General features: G+C 59.4%; 32 protein-coding genes. 8 read left to right on the top strand and 24 right to left on the bottom strand.

Annotation, left to right across the window (positions count from 1 at the left end; genetic code table 11):
• Positions 1-110: 110 nt before the first annotated feature.
• Positions 111-2636 (bottom strand): GH116 family glycosyl hydrolase, encoded by a 2526-nt coding sequence (locus QZL63_RS00520; RefSeq protein ID WP_022307398.1) that lies wholly within the window; start codon positions 2634-2636, stop codon positions 111-113.
• Positions 2637-2932: 296 nt separating this feature from the next.
• Here QZL63_RS00520 and QZL63_RS00515 point away from each other — a divergent pair, with 296 nt between their 5' ends.
• Positions 2933-3907, top strand: a complete 975-nt coding sequence (locus QZL63_RS00515) for a glycoside hydrolase family 43 protein (protein ID WP_022307397.1) — start codon at positions 2933-2935, stop codon at positions 3905-3907.
• Positions 3908-3911: 4 nt separating this feature from the next.
• On the opposite strand, the gene QZL63_RS00510 is transcribed toward QZL63_RS00515, so the two are convergent.
• From QZL63_RS00510 to QZL63_RS00495, 4 genes are read right to left on the bottom strand one after another with little or no spacing between them, the layout of a single operon-like run.
• Positions 3912-4385 carry a hypothetical protein gene (locus QZL63_RS00510; protein WP_022307396.1) on the bottom strand — a complete coding sequence of 158 codons (474 nt, stop codon included), beginning with the start codon at positions 4383-4385 and terminating at the stop codon, positions 3912-3914.
• Positions 4385-4942 (bottom strand): hypothetical protein, encoded by a 558-nt coding sequence (locus tag QZL63_RS00505; RefSeq protein ID WP_022307395.1) that lies wholly within the window; start codon positions 4940-4942, stop codon positions 4385-4387. The genes QZL63_RS00510 and QZL63_RS00505 overlap by 1 nt, the downstream gene beginning before the upstream one ends.
• The gene (gene ubiE / locus QZL63_RS00500) at positions 4939-5655 is read right to left on the bottom strand and encodes a bifunctional demethylmenaquinone methyltransferase/2-methoxy-6-polyprenyl-1,4-benzoquinol methylase UbiE (protein ID WP_022307394.1); all 717 of its coding nucleotides are present in this window, start codon (positions 5653-5655) and stop codon (positions 4939-4941) included. Before ubiE ends, QZL63_RS00505 begins: the two co-directional genes overlap by 4 nt.
• Positions 5656-5661: 6 nt before the next feature.
• Positions 5662-6906, bottom strand: a complete 1245-nt coding sequence (locus QZL63_RS00495; RefSeq protein ID WP_022307393.1) for an ABC transporter permease — start codon at positions 6904-6906, stop codon at positions 5662-5664.
• Positions 6907-7005: 99 nt separating this feature from the next.
• Between QZL63_RS00495 and QZL63_RS00490 the strand changes: the two genes are divergently transcribed.
• The 7 genes from QZL63_RS00490 to tpiA all read left to right on the top strand — a co-directional run bounded on the left by QZL63_RS00490 (position 7006) and on the right by tpiA (position 14994).
• The gene (locus QZL63_RS00490; RefSeq protein ID WP_022307392.1) at positions 7006-7755 is read left to right on the top strand and encodes an SDR family NAD(P)-dependent oxidoreductase; all 750 of its coding nucleotides are present in this window, start codon (positions 7006-7008) and stop codon (positions 7753-7755) included.
• 15 nt (positions 7756-7770) lie between these two features.
• Positions 7771-8535 (top strand): zinc metallopeptidase, encoded by a 765-nt coding sequence (locus QZL63_RS00485; RefSeq protein ID WP_022307391.1) that lies wholly within the window; start codon positions 7771-7773, stop codon positions 8533-8535.
• Positions 8536-8545: 10 nt separating this feature from the next.
• On the top strand, positions 8546-10141 hold the full coding sequence (locus QZL63_RS00480; protein WP_022307390.1) for a hypothetical protein: 1596 nt from the start codon (positions 8546-8548) through the stop codon (positions 10139-10141).
• On the top strand, positions 10138-11640 hold the full coding sequence (locus QZL63_RS00475; protein ID WP_022307389.1) for an MBOAT family O-acyltransferase: 1503 nt from the start codon (positions 10138-10140) through the stop codon (positions 11638-11640). The genes QZL63_RS00480 and QZL63_RS00475 overlap by 4 nt, the downstream gene beginning before the upstream one ends.
• Before the next feature lie 13 nt (positions 11641-11653).
• Entirely contained in the window at positions 11654-12322 is a 669-nt protein-coding gene (locus tag QZL63_RS00470; protein ID WP_022307388.1) for a phosphatase PAP2 family protein, read from the top strand.
• A 71-nt stretch (positions 12323-12393) separates the two neighbouring features.
• A complete protein-coding gene (gene lysS, locus QZL63_RS00465; protein ID WP_022307387.1) occupies positions 12394-14121 on the top strand; it encodes a lysine--tRNA ligase in 1728 nt (575 codons plus the stop codon).
• A gap of 114 nt (positions 14122-14235) precedes the next feature.
• Positions 14236-14994 (top strand): triose-phosphate isomerase, encoded by a 759-nt coding sequence (gene tpiA, locus QZL63_RS00460; RefSeq protein ID WP_022307386.1) that lies wholly within the window; start codon positions 14236-14238, stop codon positions 14992-14994.
• A gap of 201 nt (positions 14995-15195) precedes the next feature.
• On the opposite strand, the gene QZL63_RS00455 is transcribed toward tpiA, so the two are convergent.
• The 19 genes from QZL63_RS00455 to rplE form a co-directional block, all read right to left on the bottom strand.
• Positions 15196-15636 carry a PepSY-like domain-containing protein gene (locus QZL63_RS00455; protein ID WP_022307385.1) on the bottom strand — a complete coding sequence of 147 codons (441 nt, stop codon included), beginning with the start codon at positions 15634-15636 and terminating at the stop codon, positions 15196-15198.
• A gap of 141 nt (positions 15637-15777) precedes the next feature.
• Positions 15778-16470 (bottom strand): DUF6624 domain-containing protein, encoded by a 693-nt coding sequence (locus QZL63_RS00450; RefSeq protein ID WP_022307384.1) that lies wholly within the window; start codon positions 16468-16470, stop codon positions 15778-15780.
• A 111-nt stretch (positions 16471-16581) separates the two neighbouring features.
• A complete protein-coding gene (rplQ, locus tag QZL63_RS00445) occupies positions 16582-17169 on the bottom strand; it encodes a 50S ribosomal protein L17 (protein ID WP_022307383.1) in 588 nt (195 codons plus the stop codon).
• A gap of 3 nt (positions 17170-17172) precedes the next feature.
• Positions 17173-18165, bottom strand: a complete 993-nt coding sequence (locus QZL63_RS00440) for a DNA-directed RNA polymerase subunit alpha (RefSeq protein ID WP_290585207.1) — start codon at positions 18163-18165, stop codon at positions 17173-17175.
• 21 nt (positions 18166-18186) lie between these two features.
• Positions 18187-18795: a 30S ribosomal protein S4 gene (gene rpsD / locus QZL63_RS00435; RefSeq protein ID WP_022307381.1), complete on the bottom strand. Its 609-nt coding sequence runs from the start codon at positions 18793-18795 to the stop codon at positions 18187-18189.
• Positions 18796-18850: 55 nt separating this feature from the next.
• On the bottom strand, positions 18851-19240 hold the full coding sequence (gene rpsK / locus QZL63_RS00430) for a 30S ribosomal protein S11 (protein WP_022307380.1): 390 nt from the start codon (positions 19238-19240) through the stop codon (positions 18851-18853).
• Between the two features lie 13 nt (positions 19241-19253).
• Complete coding sequence (gene rpsM / locus QZL63_RS00425; RefSeq protein ID WP_022307379.1) at positions 19254-19634, bottom strand: 30S ribosomal protein S13; 381 nt, start codon at positions 19632-19634, stop codon at positions 19254-19256.
• Between the two features lie 39 nt (positions 19635-19673).
• Entirely contained in the window at positions 19674-19790 is a 117-nt protein-coding gene (ykgO, locus tag QZL63_RS00420; protein ID WP_010262443.1) for a type B 50S ribosomal protein L36, read from the bottom strand.
• A 20-nt stretch (positions 19791-19810) separates the two neighbouring features.
• On the bottom strand, positions 19811-20029 hold the full coding sequence (gene infA, locus QZL63_RS00415) for a translation initiation factor IF-1 (RefSeq protein ID WP_009597667.1): 219 nt from the start codon (positions 20027-20029) through the stop codon (positions 19811-19813).
• A 6-nt stretch (positions 20030-20035) separates the two neighbouring features.
• On the bottom strand, positions 20036-20812 hold the full coding sequence (gene map / locus QZL63_RS00410; RefSeq protein WP_022307378.1) for a type I methionyl aminopeptidase: 777 nt from the start codon (positions 20810-20812) through the stop codon (positions 20036-20038).
• A gap of 33 nt (positions 20813-20845) precedes the next feature.
• Positions 20846-22228 (bottom strand): preprotein translocase subunit SecY, encoded by a 1383-nt coding sequence (gene secY / locus QZL63_RS00405; protein ID WP_022307377.1) that lies wholly within the window; start codon positions 22226-22228, stop codon positions 20846-20848.
• A 19-nt stretch (positions 22229-22247) separates the two neighbouring features.
• Positions 22248-22694 carry a 50S ribosomal protein L15 gene (gene rplO, locus QZL63_RS00400; protein ID WP_022307376.1) on the bottom strand — a complete coding sequence of 149 codons (447 nt, stop codon included), beginning with the start codon at positions 22692-22694 and terminating at the stop codon, positions 22248-22250.
• Between the two features lie 28 nt (positions 22695-22722).
• Complete coding sequence (gene rpmD, locus QZL63_RS00395) at positions 22723-22905, bottom strand: 50S ribosomal protein L30 (protein ID WP_022307375.1); 183 nt, start codon at positions 22903-22905, stop codon at positions 22723-22725.
• Between the two features lie 13 nt (positions 22906-22918).
• Entirely contained in the window at positions 22919-23437 is a 519-nt protein-coding gene (rpsE, locus tag QZL63_RS00390) for a 30S ribosomal protein S5 (protein ID WP_022307374.1), read from the bottom strand.
• A 6-nt stretch (positions 23438-23443) separates the two neighbouring features.
• Positions 23444-23803 (bottom strand): 50S ribosomal protein L18, encoded by a 360-nt coding sequence (gene rplR / locus QZL63_RS00385; RefSeq protein ID WP_022307373.1) that lies wholly within the window; start codon positions 23801-23803, stop codon positions 23444-23446.
• A 19-nt stretch (positions 23804-23822) separates the two neighbouring features.
• Positions 23823-24410, bottom strand: coding sequence for a 50S ribosomal protein L6 (gene rplF, locus QZL63_RS00380; protein WP_022307372.1), 588 nt, complete (start codon positions 24408-24410; stop codon positions 23823-23825).
• A 26-nt stretch (positions 24411-24436) separates the two neighbouring features.
• Complete coding sequence (gene rpsH, locus QZL63_RS00375; RefSeq protein WP_022307371.1) at positions 24437-24835, bottom strand: 30S ribosomal protein S8; 399 nt, start codon at positions 24833-24835, stop codon at positions 24437-24439.
• A 767-nt stretch (positions 24836-25602) separates the two neighbouring features.
• Positions 25603-25899, bottom strand: a complete 297-nt coding sequence (rpsN, locus tag QZL63_RS00370) for a 30S ribosomal protein S14 (RefSeq protein WP_022307370.1) — start codon at positions 25897-25899, stop codon at positions 25603-25605.
• 3 nt (positions 25900-25902) lie between these two features.
• Positions 25903-26446, bottom strand: a 544-nt coding sequence (rplE, locus tag QZL63_RS00365) for a 50S ribosomal protein L5 (protein ID WP_290585188.1), incomplete at its 5' end; no start/stop codon positions are given.

Raw genomic sequence — 26446 nt, 5'->3', positions numbered from 1 at the left:
TCCATCCGTTCAGAGCCTACCCCGTTCGGGCTTCACAGGAATCCAACAAAAAACGGGAAAGACCCTGAGGATCTTTCCCGCGACCGTTCAGTCACAGACCACCGACAGTCTCACAACCTCTCTATTTCAACCGATTTGCCCCCAACCAGGCATTTATCGATATCGATCTGCCCTTCGTGAACCCTGATACAAGGTTTCCCTCGCTTCAATGAAACGGTTGCATATCCTCCGTCCACGGAGAGAAACGACTTGAAGTCTCCGATCCGGGAATCGATATAAAGCGTCTTCTCGACGGCATCATAACGAACACCGGTCAAAGCCTGAATCAGACTGTAGCTCGACATCGCACGTGCATACCACGATCCGCACTCATATTCGTTGAACGGATTCCGCACCGTACCGTCGTACCGGGAACGGCAGGTACGCACAATATCAAGACCTTTCTCGACCTCTCCCTCGAAAATCAGATGGGCGGCCACCTGATATTCAATGCCTGTCCATACCTCGTCGCTGTAGACAAACGGCAGCTGGGGCTTGTCGCCATGAGGCCACGAGCACAACAGCAGACCGCCCTCGCGCCCCATTGCGTACCCCGGGCGCTGCGGATTGGCGTGATCCGTCAGATCGTGCTTGAGGTTGTAGCGATAGACGGCATTCAAGTGGCTGCGCACCATGTCGGGATCGATCGGCTCGTCGATACCTGCAGCCAGGGACATCCAGCAACCGATAATGCCATCCGAGATGCAACCCGTGCCATACTGATATTTGGGACCCTCCTTCTCAAGAATGACCCTCGCCTCTTCCGAATAGGTGCTATGGAACGTCAGAGCCGTAGTGGGATTCTGTGCATTCAGGTCCTTCCACCGGACATTCTGGATAAAATACTCGCCGTTCCACAACTTGTTTTCCATATAATCGCGGCTCCGGTCCAGCAGTTCCCGGTAGTACGACACATCCTGCCCCAGATACTCGCCTATCGCGACGAAACAGTTCAGTGCGCCGGCATAGAAGCTCGTACACATGCCGTCCGGCCCCCAGAATTCGATATCGTAGGTATTGTGGTGAGGTTCCTCCAAAGCCCCCACCTCACGAGGATCCCAAGTCCGGATGCAATAGTCCATACTCTGCTTCAGCTGCGGATACAGCCTACTGATCCACAAGCTGTCGCCGCCGATCCGCCAATCCCGGTACACTTTGATGATTCCACCGAGCTGCCCGTCCGCCGCCGCATGGAAGTCATGGTGCACCGGCCGAATCGGCAGATTGGTCCGAAATGCCTGATGTCCGTCGGTATTCTGATCCACGAAAAACTCGGTCTCACGCAACGAACGCTCCAGGCGGGGAAAAAGGTGAGGCACCGCCTGGGCATAATTCCAGACATGCGTGCAGGAGCCGTGGCAACTGCCCCAACTGTCACCGCTGCCTTCCCAAACCCAGAAACGGCCATCATGCTGCCGCATCACCGTGGGCGACTTGAGGATAGTCAGATTCGCGGCCACAGCCTCTACAACCTCCTTGGGCAGGCTCGTATCGTAAAAAGCCTCCGTAAAGCGTCCGGTTCTCTGCTTGAGCTGATCGTAATTCTCTTCCCAATAGGCAGCCACCTCGTTTACGTTCCGGAACCTTCGGCTGTACCACGGTTCATAACGGTCCGGCTGCCCCGCATAATCCGCCTCGTTGTAACAGGAGCCGAAATCGCGCACATTCTTCGGGTCGAGACCGATCCGGTGGTTCGAGCGGGGAACGAACCAGGCCATATAGAGCCGAACGGTCTTCGATTCGCCAGGAGCCAGTTCGACCGGGACGTAGAGCGAACCTCCGGGCGCCCCCGGCCCGGGCTCGTTAGATATGAGTTCACCCCGCGTCACGTTGTTCCAGGCCATCGTCAGGGGATCGAACCAACCGCCTCGAAACCAGCAATGATCGACTGTCGTGCGGGCATCGTCAGTCCAGATGGCAAGATGCCCTTCAAGATGGCGCTCATTTGCGGGAGCCTCCTGATTGAGGATGAATCCCCGCTCGAACGGAGTTACCGAAGATACGGCCGCATCCGTTTTGTACATGAAATTACGGGTATTGAACGAGAATACGGCCACAACCGGTTTTTTCGAGGTATTGCGGAAAGTATATTCAAACCCTCCGACAGGAAGTCCGGAATTGTCCTCATCGTTCGGAATAAAAGGATTCCAGGCAACGATCGAAACGTCAAGCGGGAGATCGTCGTCATGCAGATCGAGCCGGGCAAAGGGGAACCTTGCCGAGAAGCGCCCCTCATCGAAACGGGGCAATCCCCATGTAGTTCCGCCGACACCCATTCCCCCGTTCAAACGGCCGTATTTCTTATATTCGGGAACATTGGCTTCAAGCACCTTGGCTCCGTTTTCGACACCCTTGACACAGACAGCAGCAAACGTACACGGCTCATGGAAAAGATCCGGGACATGATGAAGCGAGACGTGGGATATCGCACCGGTCCCCTCGAAGCAGATCATTCCCGTTCCGATACCTCCGACCGGGAACGCGACATGATCCATGTTATGCCCCTCATAGACACCGTTGAATTCCCGGGCAGCAGCCGATTCAAGCGAGACGGCAAACATACCCAGCCAAAAGAGCAGTTTCAGGTTTCTGTTCATAACGATTGTTTAAGTTTAGTTGGTAAAAAAGAGTATTGAATTGGAAAGTATATCCTCGGTCGTACCATACAAATATAGCAGGAACCATGTATTTTTGCAACTAAATTCAATCAATATTTTTTATCTTTGCAATACACAGCGTCCCAGCAAGCGACGCAACACACTAAATATCAAATATATAAAACGCAAATCATCACACATCAAGAATTATCGAAATTTATTATAACGTTTTAGCAAATTAAAAAACAGCCTTGCTACTACAGGAACAGACCCGATACAACCAAAAACGCGCAAACATGACAAAGAAACAAGAACTGCAACATTTCATCGCAACTGCATGCATGCTGCTGGCAGCCGTTTTCTCCACAACGAAAACCACCGCAAAGAATGGGGAACAGCAGGTTCCACTGGCCGATCCGTTCATCCTCTACGACAAAGGAGTCTACTATGCATACGGCACCGGCAGCGACAACGGCATACCGGTCTACATCTCCAGGGATTTGAAAAACTGGAAATCGCCCTCGGGAGACGACAAGGTTCACCTTGCACTCGACAAACGGGACAGCTACGGCAACAAATGGTTCTGGGCCCCGGAGGTGTATCTCATCGACGGAACCTATTACATGTACTATTCTGCAGAGGAACACATCTGTGTCGCCACATCCGAATCGCCGCTCGGGCCATTCAGACAAAAGGAGAAACGCCCGATGATCGAAGGCCGCAACATCGACAATTCGCTCTTCATCGACCCAAATGGACAGGCTTACCTGTTCTGGGTCAAAATCGACACATGCAACGCAATCTGGGTCTGCGAACTCGAAAAGGATCTGCAAACGCCTCGGCCTGACACAGCCCGACCATGCATCAGCATGTCCCAGGAATGGGAGAAGATATGGCCGTCAGTAAACGAGGGGCCTTTTGTCATCCGGCACAAAGGCACATACTACCTGACGTATTCCGCCAACAGCTACGAATGCCCCGACTACGGCATAGGATACGCCACGGCGGATCACCCCCTGGGTCCCTGGACCAAATCGGAGCACAACCCGATTCTGCAATCCCCGGGGACATTGCAGGGCTGCGGACATCATGCCGTTTTCAGGGACAAGAGACATCGATATCGGGTCGTCTTCCACGCCCACCATGCCCCAGGACAGATCTCGCCACGCATCATGCACTTCACGCGGCTGAAGTTCATTCCACAGAAAAATACGGCAGACCGGCTTATTTTTCTGCCGGACTATTTTACCCCACGATTAACAAGGGACTGAACCTTCACGGTTCCACCAGATCGGAAACGGCGATCTCCTCGTTCTTGAGGAAGGCTTTCGGGAAGGTGGCCGACACGCGGCCCTTGAGGATGATCGCCTCCTCGGCCGTCAGGCAGTTGCCGACCGAGACCTTGAAATAGGGATTCTCGTAGCCCATGTATACCTTGACGTCGGGAAAGGTCTCCTCGAAGAGTTTCTTGGCCTCGAAGGCCCCTTCGCGCGCCTCGGGACCGTTGTCCGAGAAGATGCAGACGCGGTAGCCCGCAAACCGCTGCCGCTGCTCCGCGCGTGCGGCATCGGCCACCTTGCCGGCCGTTTCGCCATATTCGCTGGCAATCACCCGGGCCCGCCCGAACAGCGAGGACGAGGCGGCCGGCTCGGCCAGCTGCCGCTTGAAAGCGCCCAACGACTGTGCCGCCGCGGGAAGAGCCGCCGCGCAGCACAGCAAACAGATGCATATCGAGATCCTGCGTATCATTACAGATAGTTTTTAAGGTCGTCGGCCGACAGGCCAAAGGTATTCAAAAAATCCGACAACGGCATCATTTCGGCCGAAATATTTACCGGAACCGCACCGCCGCGGCCACGGAGGTCGTAGCGGATGGCACCCCCCCCGCCGCGGCCACGGAGGTCGTAGCGGATGCCGATCCGCTCCAGGTCTCCCTCGCGGATCCGACGTTCGAGTACATAGAGCGCCATCGGATTATCCGCCCGCAACCGCCACAACGTCGTGACACTCCCGGTCGTCCGCCGAGGCACCCGCACCGGATCGCGCAGCTCCAGCTCGCACACCGGCGCACCGCCGTAACTGACCCCGATCCGGGCATGTCGCAGCACCAGCGTGCGCTCCGAATCGTTGCGCACCCGCAGCACCGCCACCGCACCCGCCGATCCCCGGCGCTCGATGCGCTCGACCGTCTCGATGCCGATTTCGTGTCGGGCCTGCTCGACCGCCTGCCGGCAGGAGACCGCAACCGTCAGCAGGATTGCAACCGCCAGGCAGCGCCACACGATGCGTCGCAGGGCCCCGTTCATCGCTCGCCGATGTAGATCTGTGCAATGCCGAAGCTCTGGCTCCGGGCCCTGCAGCGCCGGAATCCCGCCGCCTCCATCATCGCCAGGAACCGCTCCGGAGCCGGGAACTCACCGACCGAAGCCGGGAGGTAGGCGTAGGCCTGCCGGTCGTGCGACACCATGCCCCCGATGCGGGGCAGAATGCGGTAGGAGTAGAACTCGTAGAGGGTGCGGAAGATCCGGTTGCGGGGCGTCGAGAACTCAAGGATCACCACCCGGCCTCCGGGACGGACAACCCGGAACAGTTCGCGCAGCCCGGTCTCGAGGTCCCCGAAGTTCCGGACCCCGAAGGCCACCGTCGCCACATCGACCGAGGCGTCGCCGGCCGTCAGGTGCTCGGCGTCGCCGCGGTCGAGGATGATCCGTCCGTCGAGTCCGCGCGCCTCGACCTTGCGCCGCGCCACAGAGAGCATCTGCTCCGAGAGATCGACGGCCAGCACCTGCACGCCGTCGATCCGGCGGGCCATCTCGATGGCCAGATCGCCCGTGCCCGTCGCCACGTCGAGTATCCTCCGCGGCGCCGAACGGCGCACTTCGCGCACCACGTGCCGGCGCCAGATGCGGTCGATGTTCATCGACAGCGTATGGTTGAGCAAATCGTAACGGGGAGCGATGCGATCGAACATCTCGCGCACCTCCTCTTTCTTGGTCTGATCGGTATTGTACGGTTTCATCTTGCGTTATTCATATCGGATCGTCTCGTCGGGTCGCACCGTCGAGATCACAAAGGTCGGAATGAGCAGCAGCACGACGATCGCCGCCATGAAACCCAGGTTGAGCGGCAGCCACCACGCCCAGTCGAGCGCCACGGGGACCTCCGAGAGCAGGTAGCCCTCGGCATCGAGCTTGACCAGATGCGTCGCCTGCTGCACGAGGCAGGCCCCCAGCCCGACGGCGTTGCCCCAGGCCAGGCCGCGCAGCGTCACGAAGGTCGCCCGCCAGAGGAAGATCGCCCGCAGCTGGCTGTTGGGCATGCCGAGAGCCTTCAGCAGGCCGATCATGCGCGTCCGCTCGAGCACGAGGATCAGCAGGGCCGAGGCCATGTTGAAGAAGGCCACGACGAGCATGATGACGATGATCACCGCGGCATTGACGTCGTGGGCCCGCAGCCAGTCGAAAATGTTGGGATAGCGCTCCGCAACGCTCGTCACGGCAAGGTTTGCCGTCGCGGGGTCGTCGTCGTACAGGAGCGCATGGCCGAGCCGTGCGGCGCATGCGTCGGCATCGGAGGCCCGCTCCAGGAGTATTTCATAACCCGAGACCTCGTCGCCGGACCACTCGGCCAGCCGCTGCACGTTGCGCAGGTCCGTGAGGATCATCCGCTCGTCCATGTCGTCCATTCCCGAGGCGTAGAGACCGGATACCTTGAAGCGGTCGCGACGCGGCAGTTCGCCGGGCTCGACGAAGAGCATCTCCACCTTGTCCCCGGGACCGAGGCGCAGCTTCGAGGCGAGGGTCTGCGACAGCAGGATGTCCTTCGTACGGATCGAGTCGCCCACACGGGGAAGCTCCCCGGCAACGAGCCACTCGTCGAAAAAGCGCCAGTCGTAGGTCGCATCGACCCCCTTGAGCACCACCCCCTCGACGGCATCCTCGGTGCGGACGATGCCTCCGCGCAGCGCATAGGGCGCCATCGAGACGAAGCCCGGCATCGAGCGGATCAGCTCCTCGAGGTACCGGCTCCGCACCACGGGCCGGGCATCGAGCGACTGGACACCCCGGATGTCGGTCACCGAAACATGGGCCGCAAATCCCGCCATCTTGTGCGCCACCTCGCGCTTGAACCCCATGATGACGGCCAGCGCAAGGATCATCACCGCAACCCCCAACGCCACGGAGATCACGGCAATACGCTCCATCACGCCGGGCTTGTTCTCCGGCGAGGGTCGAGCCATGCGGCGGGCGATGAAAAACGAGAGATTCACGGCAGCTGTTTTTATCCGAAAATTTATGCAAAGTAACACATAATTTCGTATTTTTGCCCGAAATAACGTTTTTTTAATCGCCGAGAGGCAGTTTTCGCCATGAACAGAAAGGCATTGATCACGGGTGCGACCTCGGGAATCGGGCGCGCCACCGCACTGCGGCTCGCCCGCGAAGGTTACGACATCATCGCTACGGGGCGCCGCGCGGAGCGGCTCGCCGCCCTGCAGCACGACATCGAATCGGCCGGCGGCCGCTGCACGACCCTCACCTTCGACGTCCGCTCGGAGGAGGAGGTGCGCCGGGCGCTGGAGCCGCTCGAACGGATCGACCTGCTGGTGAACAATGCCGGGCTGGCTGCCGGGCTCGAGCACATCGACCGGGGCGACACGCGCGACTGGGACGCCATGATCGACACCAACGTGAAGGGGCTGCTCTACGTGACGCGCGTCATCGCGCCGAAGATGGTCGCCGCAGGCGGCGGACACATCTTCAACATCGGCTCGATCGCCGGCACGGAGCCCTACGAGAACGGCGCGGTCTACTGCGCCTCGAAGCACGCCGTGCACGCCATCTCGCAGTCGATGCGCGCCGACCTGCTGTCGGCCGGGATCAAGGTGACGGAGATCCGCCCGGGCATGGTCGAGACGGAGTTCTCGCTCGTCCGCTTCCACGGCGACCACAAAGCCGCCGACCGCGTATACGACGGCGTGGAGCCGCTCACGGGCGACGACATCGCCGAGGCGATCGCCTGGGCCGCACAATTACCGGCCCACATGAACGTTAATGATATGGTACTGATGCCCACGCAACAGGCCGGGGCCTACTACACGTACCGCAAGAACCGATAAAAACACGAACGATTTATGGTACAACCGCTCATCATCCTGCTTCAGGCAAACCTTTACGCCGAATCGGCCGCCGCACGCTACTCGGCCGCTACGACCGGCATGTTCATTCTGATCATCGCCATCGGCGTCATCGGATTCCTCGTGCAGGCGCGCCTGCAGTCCGTCTTCAAGAGATACTCGAAGGTGCAGTTCCCCGGCGGCCTCACGGGCGCCGAGGTAGCCGAAAAAATGCTGCGCGACAACAACATCCACAACGTGAAGGTCACGCATGTCGGCGGGCACCTCACCGACCACTTCAACCCGCAGACGATGACCGTCAATCTGAGCGATGCGGTCTACTCCTCGACAAGCGTCGCCGCGGCCGCCGTTGCGGCCCACGAGTGCGGCCATGCCGTACAGCACGCCCGCGGCTACGCCCCGCTGGTGCTTCGCTCGCAGCTCGTGCCCGTGGTGCAGTTCGCCTCGTCGGCCGCCACGTGGGTCATCATCCTCGGGCTGGTGATCCTCGCCTCGACGCGCAACGAACTGCTCTGCTGGATCGGCGTGGGCATGATCGCCGTGTCGGCCCTCTTCTCGATCATCACGCTGCCGGTCGAATACAACGCTTCGGCCCGCGCACTGGAGTGGCTGCAGGTGAGCCGCACGATGCAGGGCGCCCAGCTTGCACAGGCCAAAGAGGCCCTCTCGTGGGCGGCCCGCACCTACCTGGTGGCCGCGCTAAGCGCCATCGCTTCGGTACTCTACTACGTCCTGCTGATCCTCGGCGGGCGTCGCGACTAACCTGCAGGAGATGGGTTCCCCCGAAAAAGACTACCTGCACAAAGGCTGGATGGCGGCTGCGGCACTCATAGCGGTGCTCGTGGCCGTCAGTTTCATACCCCCGCAGAGCCTGGGCGGCGTGAAACTCCGCCGCGCCAACATCCTCTCGGACCTCATCGACTTCGGCGATGCAGAGGCGACCGCGGAGGCCGCCGAGCCGCAGCTCTTCGACGAGGAGGAGTTCCACGTGGACATGGAGGAGGTCATCTCGCGCATCGAGGCCGACAGTACCCCGCGCGAAGCTCCCGCCTCGTTCGAGTGGGATCTGCGCCGCGACACGCTCCCGCTCCGCCCGAGACGCCCGGACACCGTGCGGCTGCTTCCCGAACTGACGCCGATCGAGGATTTCGACACCACGGGAACGGGAATCCGGGCCTTCTGCGACACGCTGCTGCATGCCCCACGCCCGGTGCGCATCGCCTTTCTCGGCGACTCGTTCGTCGAGGGCGACATCCTGACGGCCGACCTGCGTGAAAAGCTCCAGGCGGCCTACGGCGGAGGCGGCACGGGCTTCGCCCCGATGGCCTCGCCGCTGACGGGGTTCCGCCGCACGGTCCACACCGAATCGAAGGGATGGACGACCTACAACATCATGCAGCGCAAAAAGGCACCCGAAGGGCTCCGCGACCACTTCTTCGTCTCGGGCTGGGTAAGCCAGCCGGCAGCGGGAGCCTCGACCCGCTGGGAGAACACCGACGCCCGTGCACGGCTCGACTCCTGCACGGGAGCACGGCTCCTGTTCCGCTCACCCGGAGAAAGCCGCATCGAGGTGACGCTCAACGACACGCTGCGCCGCACGTTTGACATACCGGCCGACGAGGCGGTCCGCCAGATCGTCATCCGCGCCCCCCACATCCACGCCCTGACGTGCCGGGTGCTCACGCCCGGCGAGGGATTCATCGGCTACGGCGGCATCTTCGAGGGCGACGGCGTGGTGGTGGACAACTACTCGGTGCGGAGCAACAACGGACAGGCAATGTTCTGGACCGACCCGGCCGTCAATGCCCGGATCGACGCCCTCGCGGGCTATGACCTGGTGATCCTCCAGTACGGGCTGAACATCATGCAGGCCGGCGTGCACAACTACACGGGCTACTCGCAGCAGATCGAGAAGATGGTGGACTTCGTACGCCGCTGCTTCCCGGGCGCTGCGGTGCTGGTGCTGGGCGTCAGCGACCGCTCGGTGAAGAACGACGGACGTTTCGAGCCGATGGATGCCCTGCCCCACATGACCGAAAGCCAGCGCCGCGCAGCCCGGAACACGGGTGCGGCCTTCTGGCCCACGTGCAACGCCATGCGGGCCCAGGGCGGCATGGAGCGCTTCGTGCAGAACGGCTGGGCCGGCAAGGACTATACCCACATCAACTATGCAGGCGGCAGCCGCGTGGCCTGGGCGCTGGTCGATGCGCTGAACGCACTGACGGCCGAAGTAGCCGCCCGGAAGCGGGCCGAGGAGGTGCGCCGCGAGGCCGCCGTCCCAATCCTGAGCCCGCGTCAGAGGGCCCGCATCGACCGGATGCTGCTTCCCGACACTCCGGGAAAAAACCTTAACGATCCCCGATCATGACCCTCCCCGCCACGGACGGCATCGCCGAAAGGCTGCAGGCGCTGCTCGCCTACGACTCCTCCTCGCCGCTGATCTTCAGCAGCGGGCTGTTCCTGTTCCTCTTCGCGGGGTTCCTGCTGCTCTACAGCGCACTGCGCCGGGCAACGATGGCCCGCATCGTCTACGTCATCCTCTTCTCGCTCTACTTCTACTACAAGTCGAGCGGCATCTATTTCCTGCTGCTGGTCTTCGCCGCCACGAGCGATTTCCTGATCGCCCGGGCCCTCGCCCGCACAGAACGACGCGGCATCAGACGTGCACTCGTAGCCCTGAGCGTGGCGGTCAATCTCGGCATGCTCGGCTACTTCAAGTACACCAACTTCCTGGTGGAGATCGCCAACCAGATGTTCGGGCCCGGATTCCTCCAGTTCCAGAACATCTTCCTGCCGGTCGGCATCTCGTTCTTCGTCTTCCAGTCGATGAGCTACACGATCGACGTCTACCGCCGCCAGCTCCAGCCCCTTACGAACTGGCTGGAATACCTCTTCTACCTCTCGTTCTTCCCGCAGCTCGTGGCCGGCCCGATCGTCCGCGCACGCGACTTCATCCCGCAGATCCGCCGCAACCCGGTGGTTACGCGCACGATGTTCGGGACGGGAGTCTTCCTGATCCTCACGGGACTGTTCAAGAAGGCGATCATCTCGGACTACATCTCGCTCAACTTCGTGGACCGCATCTTCGACGAGCCGCTGCTTTACTCCGGCTTCGAGTGTCTGGCGGGCATCTACGCCTATGCGCTGCAGATCTACTGCGACTTCTCGGGCTACTCGGACATGGCCATCGGCATTGCCCTGCTGCTGGGATTCCATTTCCCCAAGAACTTCGACGCCCCCTACAAGTCGGCGACGATCACCGAGTTCTGGCGGAGGTGGCACATCTCGCTCTCGTCGTGGCTGCGCGACTACCTCTATATCTCACTGGGCGGCAACCGCAAGGGCCGCGTACGCACCTACGTGAATCTCCTGCTGACAATGCTCCTGGGCGGACTGTGGCACGGCGCCGCCGTGCGGTTCATCCTCTGGGGCGGCCTGCACGGCGCAGCCCTGGCGCTGCACAAGATCTGGATGGCCACAGTTCCGGGAGCCAAGGCCGACGGCTCGCAGATGCACCGCCTGAGCCGCATCGGAGGCATCCTGCTCACCTTCAACCTCGTCTGCTTCGGGTGGCTGATGTTCCGCGCCGAGTCGATGCAGACCGTCTCACTGATGCTCCACCAGATCTTCCACAACTTCAACGCGCCGATGATCCCGCAGGTCGTGGCCGGGTACGCCGGCGTCTTCGCCCTTATCGCCACGGGCTACCTGCTGCACTTCCTGCCCGCCCGCGTCGATGCCGCCGCACAGCGGGTGGTCACCTGCGCTCCGCTCGCGCTGCAGGTGCTGCTGGCCGCCGCGATGATCTGGTGCGTCATGCAGATCAAGTCGAGCGACATCCAACCCTTCATCTACTTCCAGTTCTGACACCGCACCGCCCATGGCTTTCGACGAACAACTCTTCCTCGCGCTCAACTTCGACGGCGGAGCGCTCTGCGACCGGATCATGCTCGCCCTGTCGGGCGTCGCGATGTGGCTGCCGCTCTATGCGCTGATCCTCTGGCTCGTCTGGCGCCGGGCCGGCTGGCGAGGAACGCTCCTCTTCCTCCTTCTGATGGCCGCCGCAGTAGGGCTGGCCGACATGGTGGCCGGCATCTTCAAGCACAACGGGCCGCTGGGCGGTCTGCTGCCGGGTCTCGAACCCCGCTGGCGGCCGATGTTCACCCCCTCGCTCGAAGGACTCGACATCGCACCCGACTCGCTGCAGGTCCTGCGGAGGCTCTCCCCCGAAGCGCTGGCCGCAGCTGGCTACTCCGGCGACTGGGCGGTGCATGTTCCCGCCGAGGCTGTGAGCGGCCGCTTCGGCACCGTCTCGGCCCATGCCGCCACCTCCGTAACACTCGCCGTACTCGCCTGCACGACGATCCGCCGGCGGTGGTTCACCCTGCTGATGGTGCTCTGTACCGCGGCGATCTGCTACTCGCGCATCTACCTTGCCAAGCACTTCCCCGCAGACATCCTCTGGGGCATGCTCCTCGGCATGCTCCTCGGCTGGGCGGCCCACCGGGCGCTGCTCCGTCTCGGCCGGGACACCGCCCGGGGGAAATAATTGCGAATGTGCCCTTTTTTTCGTAATTTTGCGCAATCGAATCAAGCTATAAACCAAAAAGACGAACATACATGGCAATCGAACTCAGCGAACAGGAACAGTTGCGCCGCCAGTCGCTCAAGGCGTTGCGCGACCTGGGCATCGAGCCTTATCCCGCCGCACGTTACGAAGTGACGGCCACGGCGCGTGAAATCGCCGAAAATTACGACGACACAAAGCACAACTACGACGACGTCCGCATCGCCGGCCGCATCATGTCGCGCCGCATCATGGGCAGCGCCTCGTTCTTCGAACTGCAGGACCATACGGGCCGCATTCAGGTCTACATCCGCCGCGACGACATCTGCCCCGAAGGCGACCCGACGCTCTACAATACGGTCTTCAAGAAACTGCTCGACATCGGTGACTTCGTCGGCGTCGAGGGCTTCGCCTTCCGTACCAACACCGGAGAGCTGTCGGTACACTGCAAACGCTTCACGGTGCTCTCGAAGTCGATCCGCCCGCTGCCCGTCGTCAAGGAGAAGGACGGCAAGACGTTCGACGCCTTCACCGACCCCGAGATCCGTTACCGCCAGCGCTACCTCGACCTGATCGTCAATCCGCAGGTCAAGGAGGTCTTCGTCAAGCGGGCAAAGATCATGGCCACGATGCGGGAGTTCTTCAACTCGAAGGGCTACATCGAGGTCGAGACCCCGATCCTGCAGCCCATTCCGGGCGGCGCCTCGGCGCGTCCCTTCATCACGCACCACAACTCGCTCGACATCGACCTCTACCTGCGCATCGCCACGGAGTTGTACCTCAAGAAGCTCATCGTCGGCGGTTTCGACGGCGTCTACGAGTTCGGCAAGAACTTCCGCAACGAGGGCATGGACCGCACGCACAACCCCGAGTTCACCTGCATGGAGATCTATGTCGCCTACAAGGACTACCGCTGGATGATGGAGTTTACGGAGCAGATGCTCGAGCGGGTGTCGATGGCCGTGAACGGCACGACGGAACTCGAGATCGACGGCCGCAAGGTATCGTTCAAGGCGCCGTTCCGCCGTCTGACGATGACCGACGCCATCCGCGAGAAGACCGGTTACGACATCACGGGACAGACGGAGGAGCAGCTGCGCGAGGCCTGCAAGCGCCTGAACGTCGAGATCGACGACACGATGGGCAAGGGCAAGCTCATCGACGCCATCTTCGGACAGTACTGCGAGGAGGAGCTCATCCAGCCCACCTTCGTCTGCGACTACCCCATCGAGATGTCGCCCCTGTGCAAGCGCCACCGCGACAACGAGGACCTCACGGAGCGTTTCGAGCTGTTCGTGAACGGCAAGGAGCTCTGCAACGCCTACTCGGAGCTCAATGACCCGATCGACCAGTTGGAGCGCTTCCAGGAGCAGCTGCGGCTCTCGGAGAAGGGCGACGACGAGGCGATGTTCATCGACATGGATTTCGTGCGTGCCCTGGAGTACGGCATGCCGACCTGCTCGGGCATGGGCATCGGCATCGACCGTCTGACGATGTTCATGACCGGCCAGCCGTCGATCCAGGACGTACTCTTCTTCCCGCAGATGCGTCCCGAGAAGAAGGTCGTGGCCGACCCCGTGGAGGCCTACACGGCCATCGGCGTTCCCGAGGAGTGGGTGCCCGTGATCCAGAAGATGGGCTACATCACCGTGGAGTCGCTGCGCAAACTGGCCCCCGGCAAGTTCTTCAACGACCTGTGCGGCTTCAACAAGAAGAACAAGCTCGGACTCAAGGCCCCCTCGATCGAAGAGGTCAAGGCGTGGTGCTCGGAGCAGGAATAACTCAGGTTGCCGAGCCCGTCGGAACGCAGGAGCCATAGCCGCGCTCCGACAGGCCGGATCCAACCCGGGGATGAAAGACAGAACACATTAACACAAATAAAAAACAGACCGAAAATGAGAAAGAAAATCGTTGCCGGCAACTGGAAGATGAATATGCTTCCTGCCGAAGGAGTCGAACTGGCAAAGGGCGTCGTAGCCGGACGCGGCGAGGTATGCTCGTGCGTGAACTTCATCGTCTGCCCGCCGTTCACCCACCTGGCAATGGTCGCCGAGGCCCTGAAGGGTTCGGACATCGAGCTGGGTGCCCAGAACTGCGCCGCCGAGGCCAAGGGTGCCTACACGGGAGAGGTCGCAGCCTCGATGATCGCCGCCCTGGGTTGCAAATATGTAATCCTCGGCCACTCGGAGCGCCGCCAGTACTACGGCGAGACCTCCGCTACGCTCAACAAGAAGATGGAGCAGGCCTATGCCAACAACCTTACGCCGATCTACTGCGTGGGTGAGAACCTCGAGGAGCGCGAGGCCGGCAAGCACTTCGACGTAGTGAAGGCCCAGATCGAGGAGGTCGTTTACAACCTCACCGAGGAGCAGTTCAAGAACCTCGTGATCGCCTACGAGCCCGTATGGGCCATCGGTACGGGCAAGACCGCCACGGCCGACCAGGCTCAGGAGATCCATGCCTACATCCGCAAGGTGCTCGCCGACAAGTTCGGCGCCGCAGCTGCCGAGTGCCCGATCCTCTACGGCGGTTCGTGCAAGCCCTCGAACGCTGCCGAGATCTTCGCCAAGGAGGATGTAGACGGCGGCCTGATCGGCGGTGCCGCCCTGAAGGCCGAGGACTTCCTCGCCATCGGCAAAGGATTCGCCAAGTAATCGGGTCTGATCCCGAACGGACACCCCGGATTCCGGCCATAGCGGAATCCGGGGTGTTTCATTTCACTCCGCGTCGGTGCACCGAAGCGGACAACGGCCCGGCGCACCGACGGCCGGGAAGCAGGCTGGCGCCGGGCACAAAAGAAGGCGCGAAACCCGAAGGTCCGCGCCGCAACAACTCAGGCAAAAGCCGGCAGCGTATCAATCGTCGATATCGATTACCTGGAAGTTCCGGTCAAACTTGATCTCCAGACCGTTCGAGAGCTCCACCTCCCAGGTGTACTTGTCCCGGTCGATCTTCCGGATGGACTCTCCCGCAAAGCTCTTCTTCACATAATCGGCAATCTGCACAGGAACGATCGCCGCGGGAACGGCCGCATACTTGCGCTCGACGGACGACCACTCGCCGTTGCTCTCGAAATCGACCTCCGTACGGTCCGTGTAGATCACTTCATACTCCGAGCCGATGAACTTCGGGTCCTCGACGGCATAGGCCAGCGTCAGATCCTTGAAATTCGCGGCGAGGAACTCCTGGGCCGCGGCAGGCAGTTTGTCGAGCGTGATGGGGCGCTCGCGATCTCCGGCGAACGAGGCGGTGATTCCGGCAAAGAGGAGGGCTGCAGAAACAAAAATCTTTTTCATCATGGTCATTTTTTACAGGTTGAACGAATTTAGTTTTCTTTTACGATACAAAGATCGCGCTCGATTCTGAACGGAATCTAAAATCGACAGACAACCCCTCGTTTTTCTGCAAATTTTCCTCCAAAACCCCGATCCCCGCAATTATTCGTCAGGCAGAAGAGCCTCGAGCTGCTCCACGGTCAGCTCCGGATTCCAGATACACCGCCCGCCGTAGGTCTCCTCCACCGCCTGCAGATACTCGCCGATAGGGATCAAACCCATCGCTGCCCGCAGCGAATCGAGACTCGCAGGATGCTCGACGGGCCAGACATAGCACACACGCTGGCCGCACACCGAATCACCCTCGACGATTCGCGTAAAGGAGCGCGTCTGCGTTCCGTAGCGCTGTGGACGGTTTTCCCGCATCAGCATCCGGTCCAGAAGCGTGGCATAACTCGATTTCGCGAGACGCCCGGCCTTCACCTGCTCCTCGACGAGGGGCATGAAGCGCCGCTGCATCTCGAGGTCGGCATGGTCGATAACGAGCCAGAGGGCCTCGCCCGCCTCGTCGGAGATCTCCTCGGGCCAGCCCTCCTCAAGCAACCCGGCGACCATGCGCTGATTCCCGGCATCGACCTCCTGCATCCGGGCATAGGCCGACAGCAGCGAATCGACCGGCGACGGGGATTGCTGCGAGAGGCGGAGCACCTCCCGGCGCACCGCCTGGTCCCGGTCGCGGAGCGCGAGCAACAGCGAGTCGAGGTTGCGCGTCTGCGACGCATCGGCCGCAAAAATGCAGTCCGTCCACACCAGCCCGAGGAGCAGTAGGGCCCCTATCTTGACAACTCTTCCCATACGGTATCGTTTTCAGGTTTTCGAAAAAGAAAAAGCCCCCGGAGGTCTGTCCTGCGACACACCCTCCGGAGACTTTCGGTTCGGGATACCGGACCTCGGGTCCGGCCCGCATTACATCTTCTTGCCCACGTTCGTCTTCTTGGCAGCCTTCGGAGCAGCGGTCTTGGCCGATGCAGCCTTGGGAGCCTTCGGGGCCTTCGGAGCAGCCTTCTTGGCCTCGCCCTCGACTACGGTAGCGTCCTCGACGGCGTCGGTCTTCTTGGCGGCCGACTTGCGCGAACGGCGCGTTTTGGGTTTCGCCTCGGCGGCAGCGGCCGGCGTGATGCCCAGCGTGTAGGCCTCGTTGAAATCAACGAACTCGATGATGCACATCTCGGCAGCATCGCCCAGACGGAAGCCGGTCTTCAGGATGCGGGTATAGCCGCCCGGACGCTCGGCGATCTTCGGGGCGATCGTGCGGAAGAGCTCCGTCACGGCCTCCTTCTGTTTCAGGTACGAGAATACGACGCGGCGCGAGTGGGTCGTGTCCTCCTTCGACTTGGTGACCAGAGGCTCCACGAACATGCGTACGGCCTTGGCCTTGGCGAGCGTCGTCTCGATGCGCTTGTGCAGAATCAGCGACGACGCCATGTTCGACAGCATCGCCTTGCGGTGTCCCGCCTGACGGCCGAGGTGGTTGAAATTCTTATTGTGTCTCATAAATTAGTCTTTGTCAAGTTTGTAGATTGATACGTCCATTCCGAACTTCAGGTTCAGGGAAGCCAGCAGCTCGTCCAGCTCCGTGAGCGACTTCTTGCCGAAGTTGCGGAACTTCAGCAGGTCGTTGCGGTTCAGCTTCACCAGGTCACCCACCGTATCCACGTCGGCAGCCTTCAGGCAGTTCAGGGCGCGAACGCTCAGATCCTGATCCGAGAGCTTCGTCTTGAGCAGCTGACGCATGTGGAGAACGTCCTCGTCGAACTCCTCCGTGCCGTTCGTGTCTTCCATGTTGACCGTGATCTTCTCGTCGGAGAAGAGCATGAAGTGCTGAATGAGAATCTTGGCGGCCTCCTTCAGAGCCTCCTTGGGGTGAATCGACCCATCGGTGGTAATTTCCAAATTCAACTTCTCGTAGTCGGTCTTCTGCTCGACACGGTAGTTCTCGATCGAGTACTTCACGTTTTTGATCGGCGTGAAGATCGAGTCGATAGGCAGCGTTCCGAACTCGCAGTCGGCAGGCGTATTCTCCTCGGCCGGGACATAACCGCGGCCTTTGCCGATCGTGAGCGTCATCTGCATCTTCGTGCCCGGAGCCAGGTGGCAAATCACCAGCTCGGGGTTGAGCACCTTGAAGAACGACAGGTAATTCGAGATATATCCGGCAGTCAGCTCCGTCACACCCGCAACGTTAATGGACACTTTTTCGGCATCCTGATTATCGACTGTGCGGATAAAACGAACCTGCTTCAGCTTGAGGATGATGTTCAACATATCCTCCATCACACCGGGGATAGCGGCAAACTCGTGATCGACACCGGCTACCTTGACAGTCGTGATTGCGTAACCCTCCAGCGAAGAGAGCAGAATACGACGCAAAGCGTTACCGACAGTCATGCCGAATCCGGGCTCCAGCGGTCGGAACTCGAACTTTCCGAACGACGAAGTGGACTCGAGCATTATAACCTTCTCAGGTTTCTGGAATGCTAATATTGCCATAATAGTGAATTTGAAAGATTACTACTTCGAGTACAACTCGACGATGAGCTGCTCCTTGATGTTCTCGGGAATCTCTTCACGTTCGGGCTTCTGCAGGAACTTGCCGCTCATCGTGGCGTTGTCCCACTCCAACCAGGCGTAGCGGCTCTTCGACGAGCCGGCCAGAGATGCCGTGATCACTTCCAGACTCTTCGATTTCTCGCGAACGGACACCACGTCGCCCACACGGAGCGAGTACGAGGGGATGTTCACGACACTACCGTTCACGCAGATGTGGCAGTGCGAAACGAGCTGGCGGGCAGCTGCACGCGTCGGGGCGATACCCAAGCGGTAAACGACGTTGTCCAGACGGCACTCGAGCAACTTCAGCAGGTTCTCACCCGTGATGCCGCCCATACGTGCTGCCTGCTCGTAGGTGCGTGCGAACTGCTTCTCCAGAAGGCCGTAGGTGTACTTTGCCTTCTGCTTCTCGCTCAGCTGCGTGCCGTACTCCGACACCTTCTTGCGCTTGCGAGCCAGACCGTGCTGCCCGGGAGGGAAGTTGCGCTTCTCAAGCACGCTGTCCGCACCGTAAATGGCTTCGCCGAATCTTCTGGCGATCTTCGATTTTGGTCCTATGTATTTTCCCATTGTCTTAACGTAATTAATAGATCCTTGAAACTTTCCTTAACCTGTGAAGCGTGAATCAGACGCGACGACGGTTAGGAGCGCGGCAGCCGTTGTGCGGCAGCGGCGTGACGTCGATGATCTCCATCACCTCGATACCGGCACCGTGGATGGTGCGAACGGCCGACTCGCGACCGGCGCCCGGACCCTTGACATAAACCTTCACCTTGCGCAGGCCCATGTCATAAGCGACCTTGGCGCAATCGGCGGCCGACGTCTGTGCGGCATAGGGAGTATTCTTCTTCGAACCACGGAAACCCATCTTACCGGCCGACGACCAGCTGATGACGTCACCCACCTCGTTGGTGATGGTGATGATCACGTTGTTGAAAGTGGAGTGAACGTAGGCGTTGCCCACGGCACCGACCTTAACAACCTTCTTCTTAACTGTTCCAGTTTTCTTTGCCATAATTCCCTAAAGATTACTTCGTTGCCTTTTTCTTGTTTGCGACGGTCTTCTTGCGGCCCTTGCGCGTGCGGGCGTTGTTCTTCGTCGACTGTCCGCGGACCGGGAGGCCCAGACGGTGACGGATACCGCGGTAGCAGCCGATATCCATCAGGCGCTTGATGTTGAGCTGGACCATCGAGCGGCATTCGCCCTCGACCTTGATGCCCATCTCGGCGATCGTCGAACGGATGGCGCCGACCTGGTCATCCGACCAGTCCTGTACTTTGACGTCGTAGCTGATGCCTGCGGCGTCGAGAATCTTGCGAGCCGTCGAACGACCGATGCCGTAGATATAGGTCAGGCCGATCTCGCCTCTCTTGTTTTTCGGTAAATCTACACCGACAATACGTGCCATATAAATTCTTTTTCTTTTTTGACTAACCGTTAAAAAACACTATCCCTGCCGCATTTTGAACTTGGGATTTTTCTTGCAAATGACGTAGAGCTTACCCTTACGCTTCACAATCTTGCAATCCTCGCTTCTCTTCTTGATGGATGCTTTTACTTTCATGATTTTCGAGCAATCTAATGTTATTTGTACCGGAAGGAGATACGCCCCTTGGTCAGGTCGTAGGGCGTCATTTCCACTTTTACTTTATCTCCGGGAAGGATCTTGATGTAGTGCATCCGCATCTTCCCCGAGATATGGGCCGTGAGCACGTGGCCGTTGTCCAGCTCGACGCGGAACATCGCGTTGGACAATGCCTCGATAATCGTCCCGTCCCTTTCGATAGCAGCCTGTTTTGCCATAGAGTCTCAATTCTTTATTGCCTGTTCGATGATGCTAAAATCCGTCAGCACGTCGGGACCCGATTTGCGAACCGCCACGGCGAACTCGTAGTGCGCCGCCGGTTTGCGGTCCCGGGTGCGGACCGTCCAGCCATCCCGCTCAAAAACCACCGCTTTGGCCCCCATGGTGATCATGGGTTCGATGCAGATGACCATACCCTCCTTCAGAAGGGGGCCTCTGCCGCGCGCACCGTAGTTGGGGACTCCGGGGTCTTCGTGCATTTTCCGACCCAAACCGTGTCCCTCGAGTTCGCGCACTACGCCATAGCCGAAACTTTCGGAATACTCCTGTACGGCTGCCGATATGTCGCCCACGCGATTACCGGCCTTGGCCTGCGCCGTACCTTTATAAAGAGCCTCTTTGGTGACTTCCATCAGCTGCCGTACTTCCTCGGCAACCTCTCCCACGGCGAACGTATACGCCGAATCACCAACAAACCCCTTCATAAACGTACCGCAATCGACCGAAACGATGTCGCCCTCCTTGAGGACGCATTTCGAGGATGGGATACCGTGAACCACCTGCTCGTTTACCGAAATGCACAACGAAGCGGGATAGCCCTCATATCCGAGGAAAGCGGGAACCGCCCCATGGGAACGGATGAACTCCTCGGCGATACGGTCCAACTCCTTGGTCGTGACGCCCGGCCGAATGTGGCGACCCACCTCGGCCAGCGTCTCCGACACCAGGATATTGTTTTCACGCAGGAGTTCGATCTCCTCGTCTGTTTTCAGATAGATCATTTCTTCGCTTTAAGAACGCTCTTCGGAAAACCGCTAATGGCGACCCTGAATCCGACCGGTCTTCATCAGACCGTCGTAGTGACGCATCAGCAGGTAGCTCTCGATCTGCTTGAGAGTGTCGAGCACCACACCCACCATGATCAGCAGCGACGTACCTCCGTAGAAGTAGGCGAACGCCTGCTGGATGCCCAGGAACTTCATCGCCAGCGCCGGCAGGATGGCCACGATGGCAAGGAAGATGGAACCGGGGAGCGTGATGCGCGTCATGATGGTATCGATGTAGTTCACGGTCTGCTTGCCCGGTTTCACTCCCGGGATGAAGCCGCCGTTTCGCTTCATGTCATCGGCCATCATTTGAGGGTTGATGATAATCGCAGTGTAGAAGTAGGTGAACGCGATTACCAGCACAGCGAGCGTAAAGTTGTACCAGAAGCCGGTCATGGAGGAGAAGGCAGCGGCAAAGCCGGGAGCGGCTTTGGTGAACAGGGCCGGGATGAACATCAGGGCCTGTGCGAAGATGATCGGCATCACGTTGGCCGCATTCATCTTCAGCGGAATGTACTGCCGTACACCTCCATACTGCTTGTTACCCACGATACGCTTCGCATACTGCACGGGGACCTTGCGGACCGCCTGCACCAGGGCGATCGTCGCCATGAAAACGGCGAACAGGAGCACCAGCTCGAGAATCAGCATGATGGCGCTGCCCGAAGCCGTCTGCACACGCGCATTGACCTCGGCCAGAAGCGCGTGCGGGAGACGGGCAACGATACCGATCATGATGATCAGCGAGATACCGTTGCCGATACCCTTGTCCGTGATCTTCTCGCCGAGCCACATGATGAACATCGTACCAGCGATCAGAATCGTCGTCGCATAAGCAACGAACCCGAAAGAGTTGCCGTAGACGAACGCCGTCGGAACCTGCATGTAGAGGTTGGCAATGTAGGCCGGGCCCTGAAGGATCAGTACGCCGATCGTCAGGAACCGCGTCCACTGGTTCATCTTGCGGCGGCCGCTCTCACCTTCCTTCTGCATTTTCTGGAAATACGGAATCATCATACCCATGAGCTGGATGATGATCGAGGCGGTGATGTACGGCATGACTCCGAGTGCAAAGATCGCGGCGTTGCCAAATGCACCGCCAGAGAAGACGTTCAACAGACCCAGAAGCCCGTTGCCCTCCAACTGGCTGGCATACGCCGACCCCTCGCCCAGGGCGTTGGGGTTGATGCCCGGAATCACTACGAAACTACCCAAGCGGTAGACCAGGAGCAGGCCGATCGTGTACAGTACACGTTTGCGGAGCTCCTCGATCTTGTAGATGTTCTTGAGCGTTTCCACCAATTTCTTGTTGGTCGCCAGAAGAGCGATGATCACTATAAAGACGATACCAACAACGAGATACTGATTCATAATATAGAGGTTCTAAGGGTTACAGTTTTTCGACGCTGCCACCGGCTGCCGTGATCGCAGCCTCGGCGCTCTTCGAGAAGGCGTGAGCCTTGACCGTCAGGGCCTTCGATACCGAACCGTTGCCCAGGATCTTCACCTTGTCCTTCGTCGAAACGAAACCTGCTGCCACCAGCGTGTCCACCGTAACCTCCGAGAGCGACTTCTTGGCTGCCAGCTCCTCGAGGGTCGAGAGGTTGATCGCCTTGAATTCGACGCGCTTCAGGTTCGTGAAGCCAAACTTGGGAAGACGGCGCTGGAGCGGCATCTGACCGCCCTCGAAACCGAGTTTGCGCGAGTATCCCGAACGCGACTGAGCTCCCTTGTGACCACGCGTAGCCGTGCCGCCGTGACCCGAACCTGCACCGCGACCGATTCGCTTGTCGTGGTGCGTAGAACCCTTTGCGGGTTTGAGATTATTGAGTTCCATTGTCTAAAATTCCGTTTGCAGTTAAACCTTATTTGACCTCCTCGACCTTGACGAGGTGCTTTACGCGTGCGATCATGCCCTTGATGATCACCGAGTCGTCGTGCTCGACGCTTGCGTTGATCCGCTTCAGACCCAGCGCATCGAGGTTCTTGCACTGACGCTCCGTTGCGCCGATGCGGCTCTTGATCTGGGTGATTTTCAATCTTGCCATTGTTCTTCGAGAATTAACCGTTAAACACCTTGTCCATCGAGATACCGCGCAGACGTGCGATGCTGTGAGCGTCGCGCAGTTCGCACAAGGCGCCGATGGTTGCCTTCACCAGGTTGTGGGGGTTCGACGAGCCCTTGCTCTTTGCGAGCACGTTCTTGATGCCCACCGACTCCAGCACGGCACGCATGGCACCGCCGGCGATGATACCCGTACCGGGAGCGGCCGGACGAATCATCACGAGCGAGCCGCCGAAACGCTGCTCCTGCTTGTGGGGAATCGTTCCGTTGATTACCGGGATCTTCACGAGGTTCTTCTTGGCATCCTCCACGCCCTTGGCGATGGCTGCCTGCACCTCCGAAGCCTTGCCCAGGCCGTAGCCTACGACGCCGTCCTCGTTACCTACGACGACGATGGCCGAAAAACTGAACGTGCGACCGCCCTTCGTCACCTTCGTAACGCGCTGGATGCTCACGAGGCGGTCCTTGAGTTCGAGATCGCTCGTGCGTACTTTCTTTATATTGGTATTTGCCATGATCGTTTAGAATTTAAGTCCGCCTTCGCGTGCAGCTTCGGCCAGTTGTTTAACTCGTCCGTGATAAAGGTAGCCGTTGCGGTCGAAAGCGACGGCCGAGATACCCTTGGCCAGGGCGCGCTCGGCGGCCAGTTTGCCCACGAGGGCTGCCACTTCGCACTTGGTCTTGCCGGCAGCGGCTTCAGCGACCTCCTTGTCCAGCGAGGATGCCGTGGCCAGCGTAACGCCTGCCAGGTCGTCGATGAACTGCACGTAGATCTGCTTGTTGCTGCGGAATACCGTCATACGAGGCTGTGCGGGCGTTCCGCTCACGATCTTGCGGATACGCATCTTGATGCGCTCTCTTCTTTCTATCTTGTTCAACATAACTCTTTCAGTCTATTTACTATTTAGCACCTGCTGATTTGCCGGCCTTGCGACGGATCTGCTCGCCGACGAACTTGATACCCTTGCCCTTGTACGGCTCCGGCTTGCGCAGCGAGCGGAGCTTGGCGGCCACCTGGCCGATGAGCTGCTTGTCCGCGCTCTTGAGCGTTACGATCGGGTTGCCCTTCTTCTCCGTAACGGCCGTAGCGGTAACCTCCTTCGGAAGCAGGAAGTGCGTATCGTGCGAATAGCCGAGGCTCATCTCGAGCACCTGGCCCTTGACTTCGGCCTTGAAACCGACACCGACAAGCTCCTGCTTGATCTCATAGCCCTTCGATACACCGATGACCATGTTCTGGATCAGCGCACGATAGAGGCCGTGCATCGAGCGGTGGCGGGGCTGGTTCGTGGGGCGGGTGACGATCACAGCGGGATTCTGAGCTCCCGTGTGCGGATCCGTGTGCGTGCCGACCTCTACCTTGATGTCCGAGTCAACTTTCTGGCTCAGCGTCCCGAGTGGCCCTTTCACGCTTACCGTATTGTCGGCGGCAACCTCGACGGTAACGCCGGCAGGCAGGTTTACAGGTAATTTACCAATTCTTGACATTGCGTTGATTTTTTAATGATTTTGCATTAGTAGATGTAGCACAGCACCTCGCCGCCCACGTTCTCCTTGCGGGCCTTGGCGTCGGTCATGATGCCTTTCGACGTCGAGAGGATAGCGATACCCAGACCGTTCAGTACGCGGGGCATGTCCGAAACGGAAGCGTAGCGACGCAGACCCGGACGGCTGACGCGCTTGAGGTCCTTGATGGCGTTGCACTTCGTGGCAGCATCCCACTTCAGAGCGATCTTGATCGTGGGGTGACCCTTCTCGTCGGTGTCGAACTTGTAGGCGAGGATGTAGCCCTGCTCGTAGAGGATCTTGGTGATCTCCTGTTTAATTTTGGAACCGGGAGCTTCAACCACCTTGTGGTTGGCTTTCACCGCGTTTCTAATTCTGGTCAGAAAGTCCGCAATAGGATCAGTCATAACGAATAGAAAATTAAAATTAAATAGTTTGTAATTAGTTATCATTCAACCCTTTGAATCATCCGAAGAAGATTCTTCGGGTTTTTGTTTCCCTTGTTTTCGCCGCCCTCGCATCCGCATACGTGCGTACGCACCCGGGCACAAAAGCGCGCAAATATACGCATAATTTCTCAAATGGCCAAGCACGGCCTTTGATTTTTAGCGTTTTAAGCGTCTCTCCCGGAACACGGACAATGTCGGCACCCGAAGGCAACCAACATCTTTCCGCACGGAATCCCGTTTGACGACCGCAGGGGTTCGCCCCGAACAACGGATCTCCGACACACCCCAAGAGGGCATATCCGGACGACCGATCCGCTTCCGGTAATCCGACCGTCCTGCACCGACCCGCCGCAAACGGAAACGGGATGCATCCTGTCACCGTGCACAAGACACGGCTTCACAAAGCCTCCCTCCGTTCTCCTGCGGCGCATTCCGACAGAACGCCCGGTCCGAGAAATTCGCAACCAAATGCCGAACCTTTCACTACGCCCCACATACCGGGAAGTTACCGCTTGAGGCGGCACTTTCCCCGATACTGTGACGTAACTACACGGGTTGGGCACCCGTATCAGCCCCGCATCCTTCCGGCGAACATCCGGTCTGAACGGGGTATAGCCCCCGAAAATACCGCATGCCGCACCACAGGCTCGCACCCTCCGGACGACGGAACATCATCATGCAAGGAGCGGGATACCGTACATCCGGCACCCCGTCCTGCGCTCATACTACCAGCTTGCCTTCGTAACGCCGGGAATCAGACCCTTCGAGGCCATCTCGCGGAACTGGATACGGCTGATGCCGAACAGGCGGATGTAACCCTTGGGACGACCGGTGATCTTGCAGCGGTTGTGCTGGCGGATGGGATTCGAGTTGCGGGGCAGCTTCGACAGTGCGATCCACGCCTCCTCGTGATCCATCTCACCGCTCTTCACCTTGGCAGCGATCTCCTCGCGCTTGTGAGCGTAACGCTTTGCAAGCTTCTCACGCTTCACCTCGCGTGCCTTCATCGATTCTTTTGCCATAGCTTAGTTCTTTTTAGCGTTTTTGAAAGGAAGGCCGAACTCACGGAGCAGGGCATAAGCCTCTTCGTCTGTCTTGGCCGTCGTTACGAACGTGATCTCCATGCCGAAGATCTTGGTGATCTTGTCGATGTCAATCTCCGGGAAGATGATCTGCTCGTTGATGCCGAGGGTGTAGTTGCCCTGACCGTCGAACTTCTCGTTGATACCCTTGAAGTCGCGGATACGCGGCAGAGCCACGGCGATCAGACGCTCCAGGAACTCATACATCTTCGTGTCGCGCAGCGTTACGCGCACGCCGATCGGCATGCCCTTACGCAGCTTGAAGTTGGAGATGTCCTTGCGCGAACGCGTCTGCACGGCCTTCTGTCCGGCGATGAGCGTCAGCTCCTCCTGAGCCACGTCGATGAGCTTCTTGTCAGCGACGGCCTGGCCCATACCCTGGTTGATTACGATCTTCGTGAGTTTCGGGCACTGCATGACGCTAGAGTAGCCGAACTCCTTCATAAGGGCAGGCATGATCTGCTCCTTATACTGTGTCTTGAGTGTA

It is taken from the genome of Alistipes sp. CAG:268, assembly GCA_000434235.1.
Taxonomy (GTDB): Bacteria; Bacteroidota; Bacteroidia; order Bacteroidales; family Rikenellaceae; genus Alistipes; species Alistipes avistercoris.
This window is presented reverse-complemented; position numbering and strand designations above follow the sequence as displayed.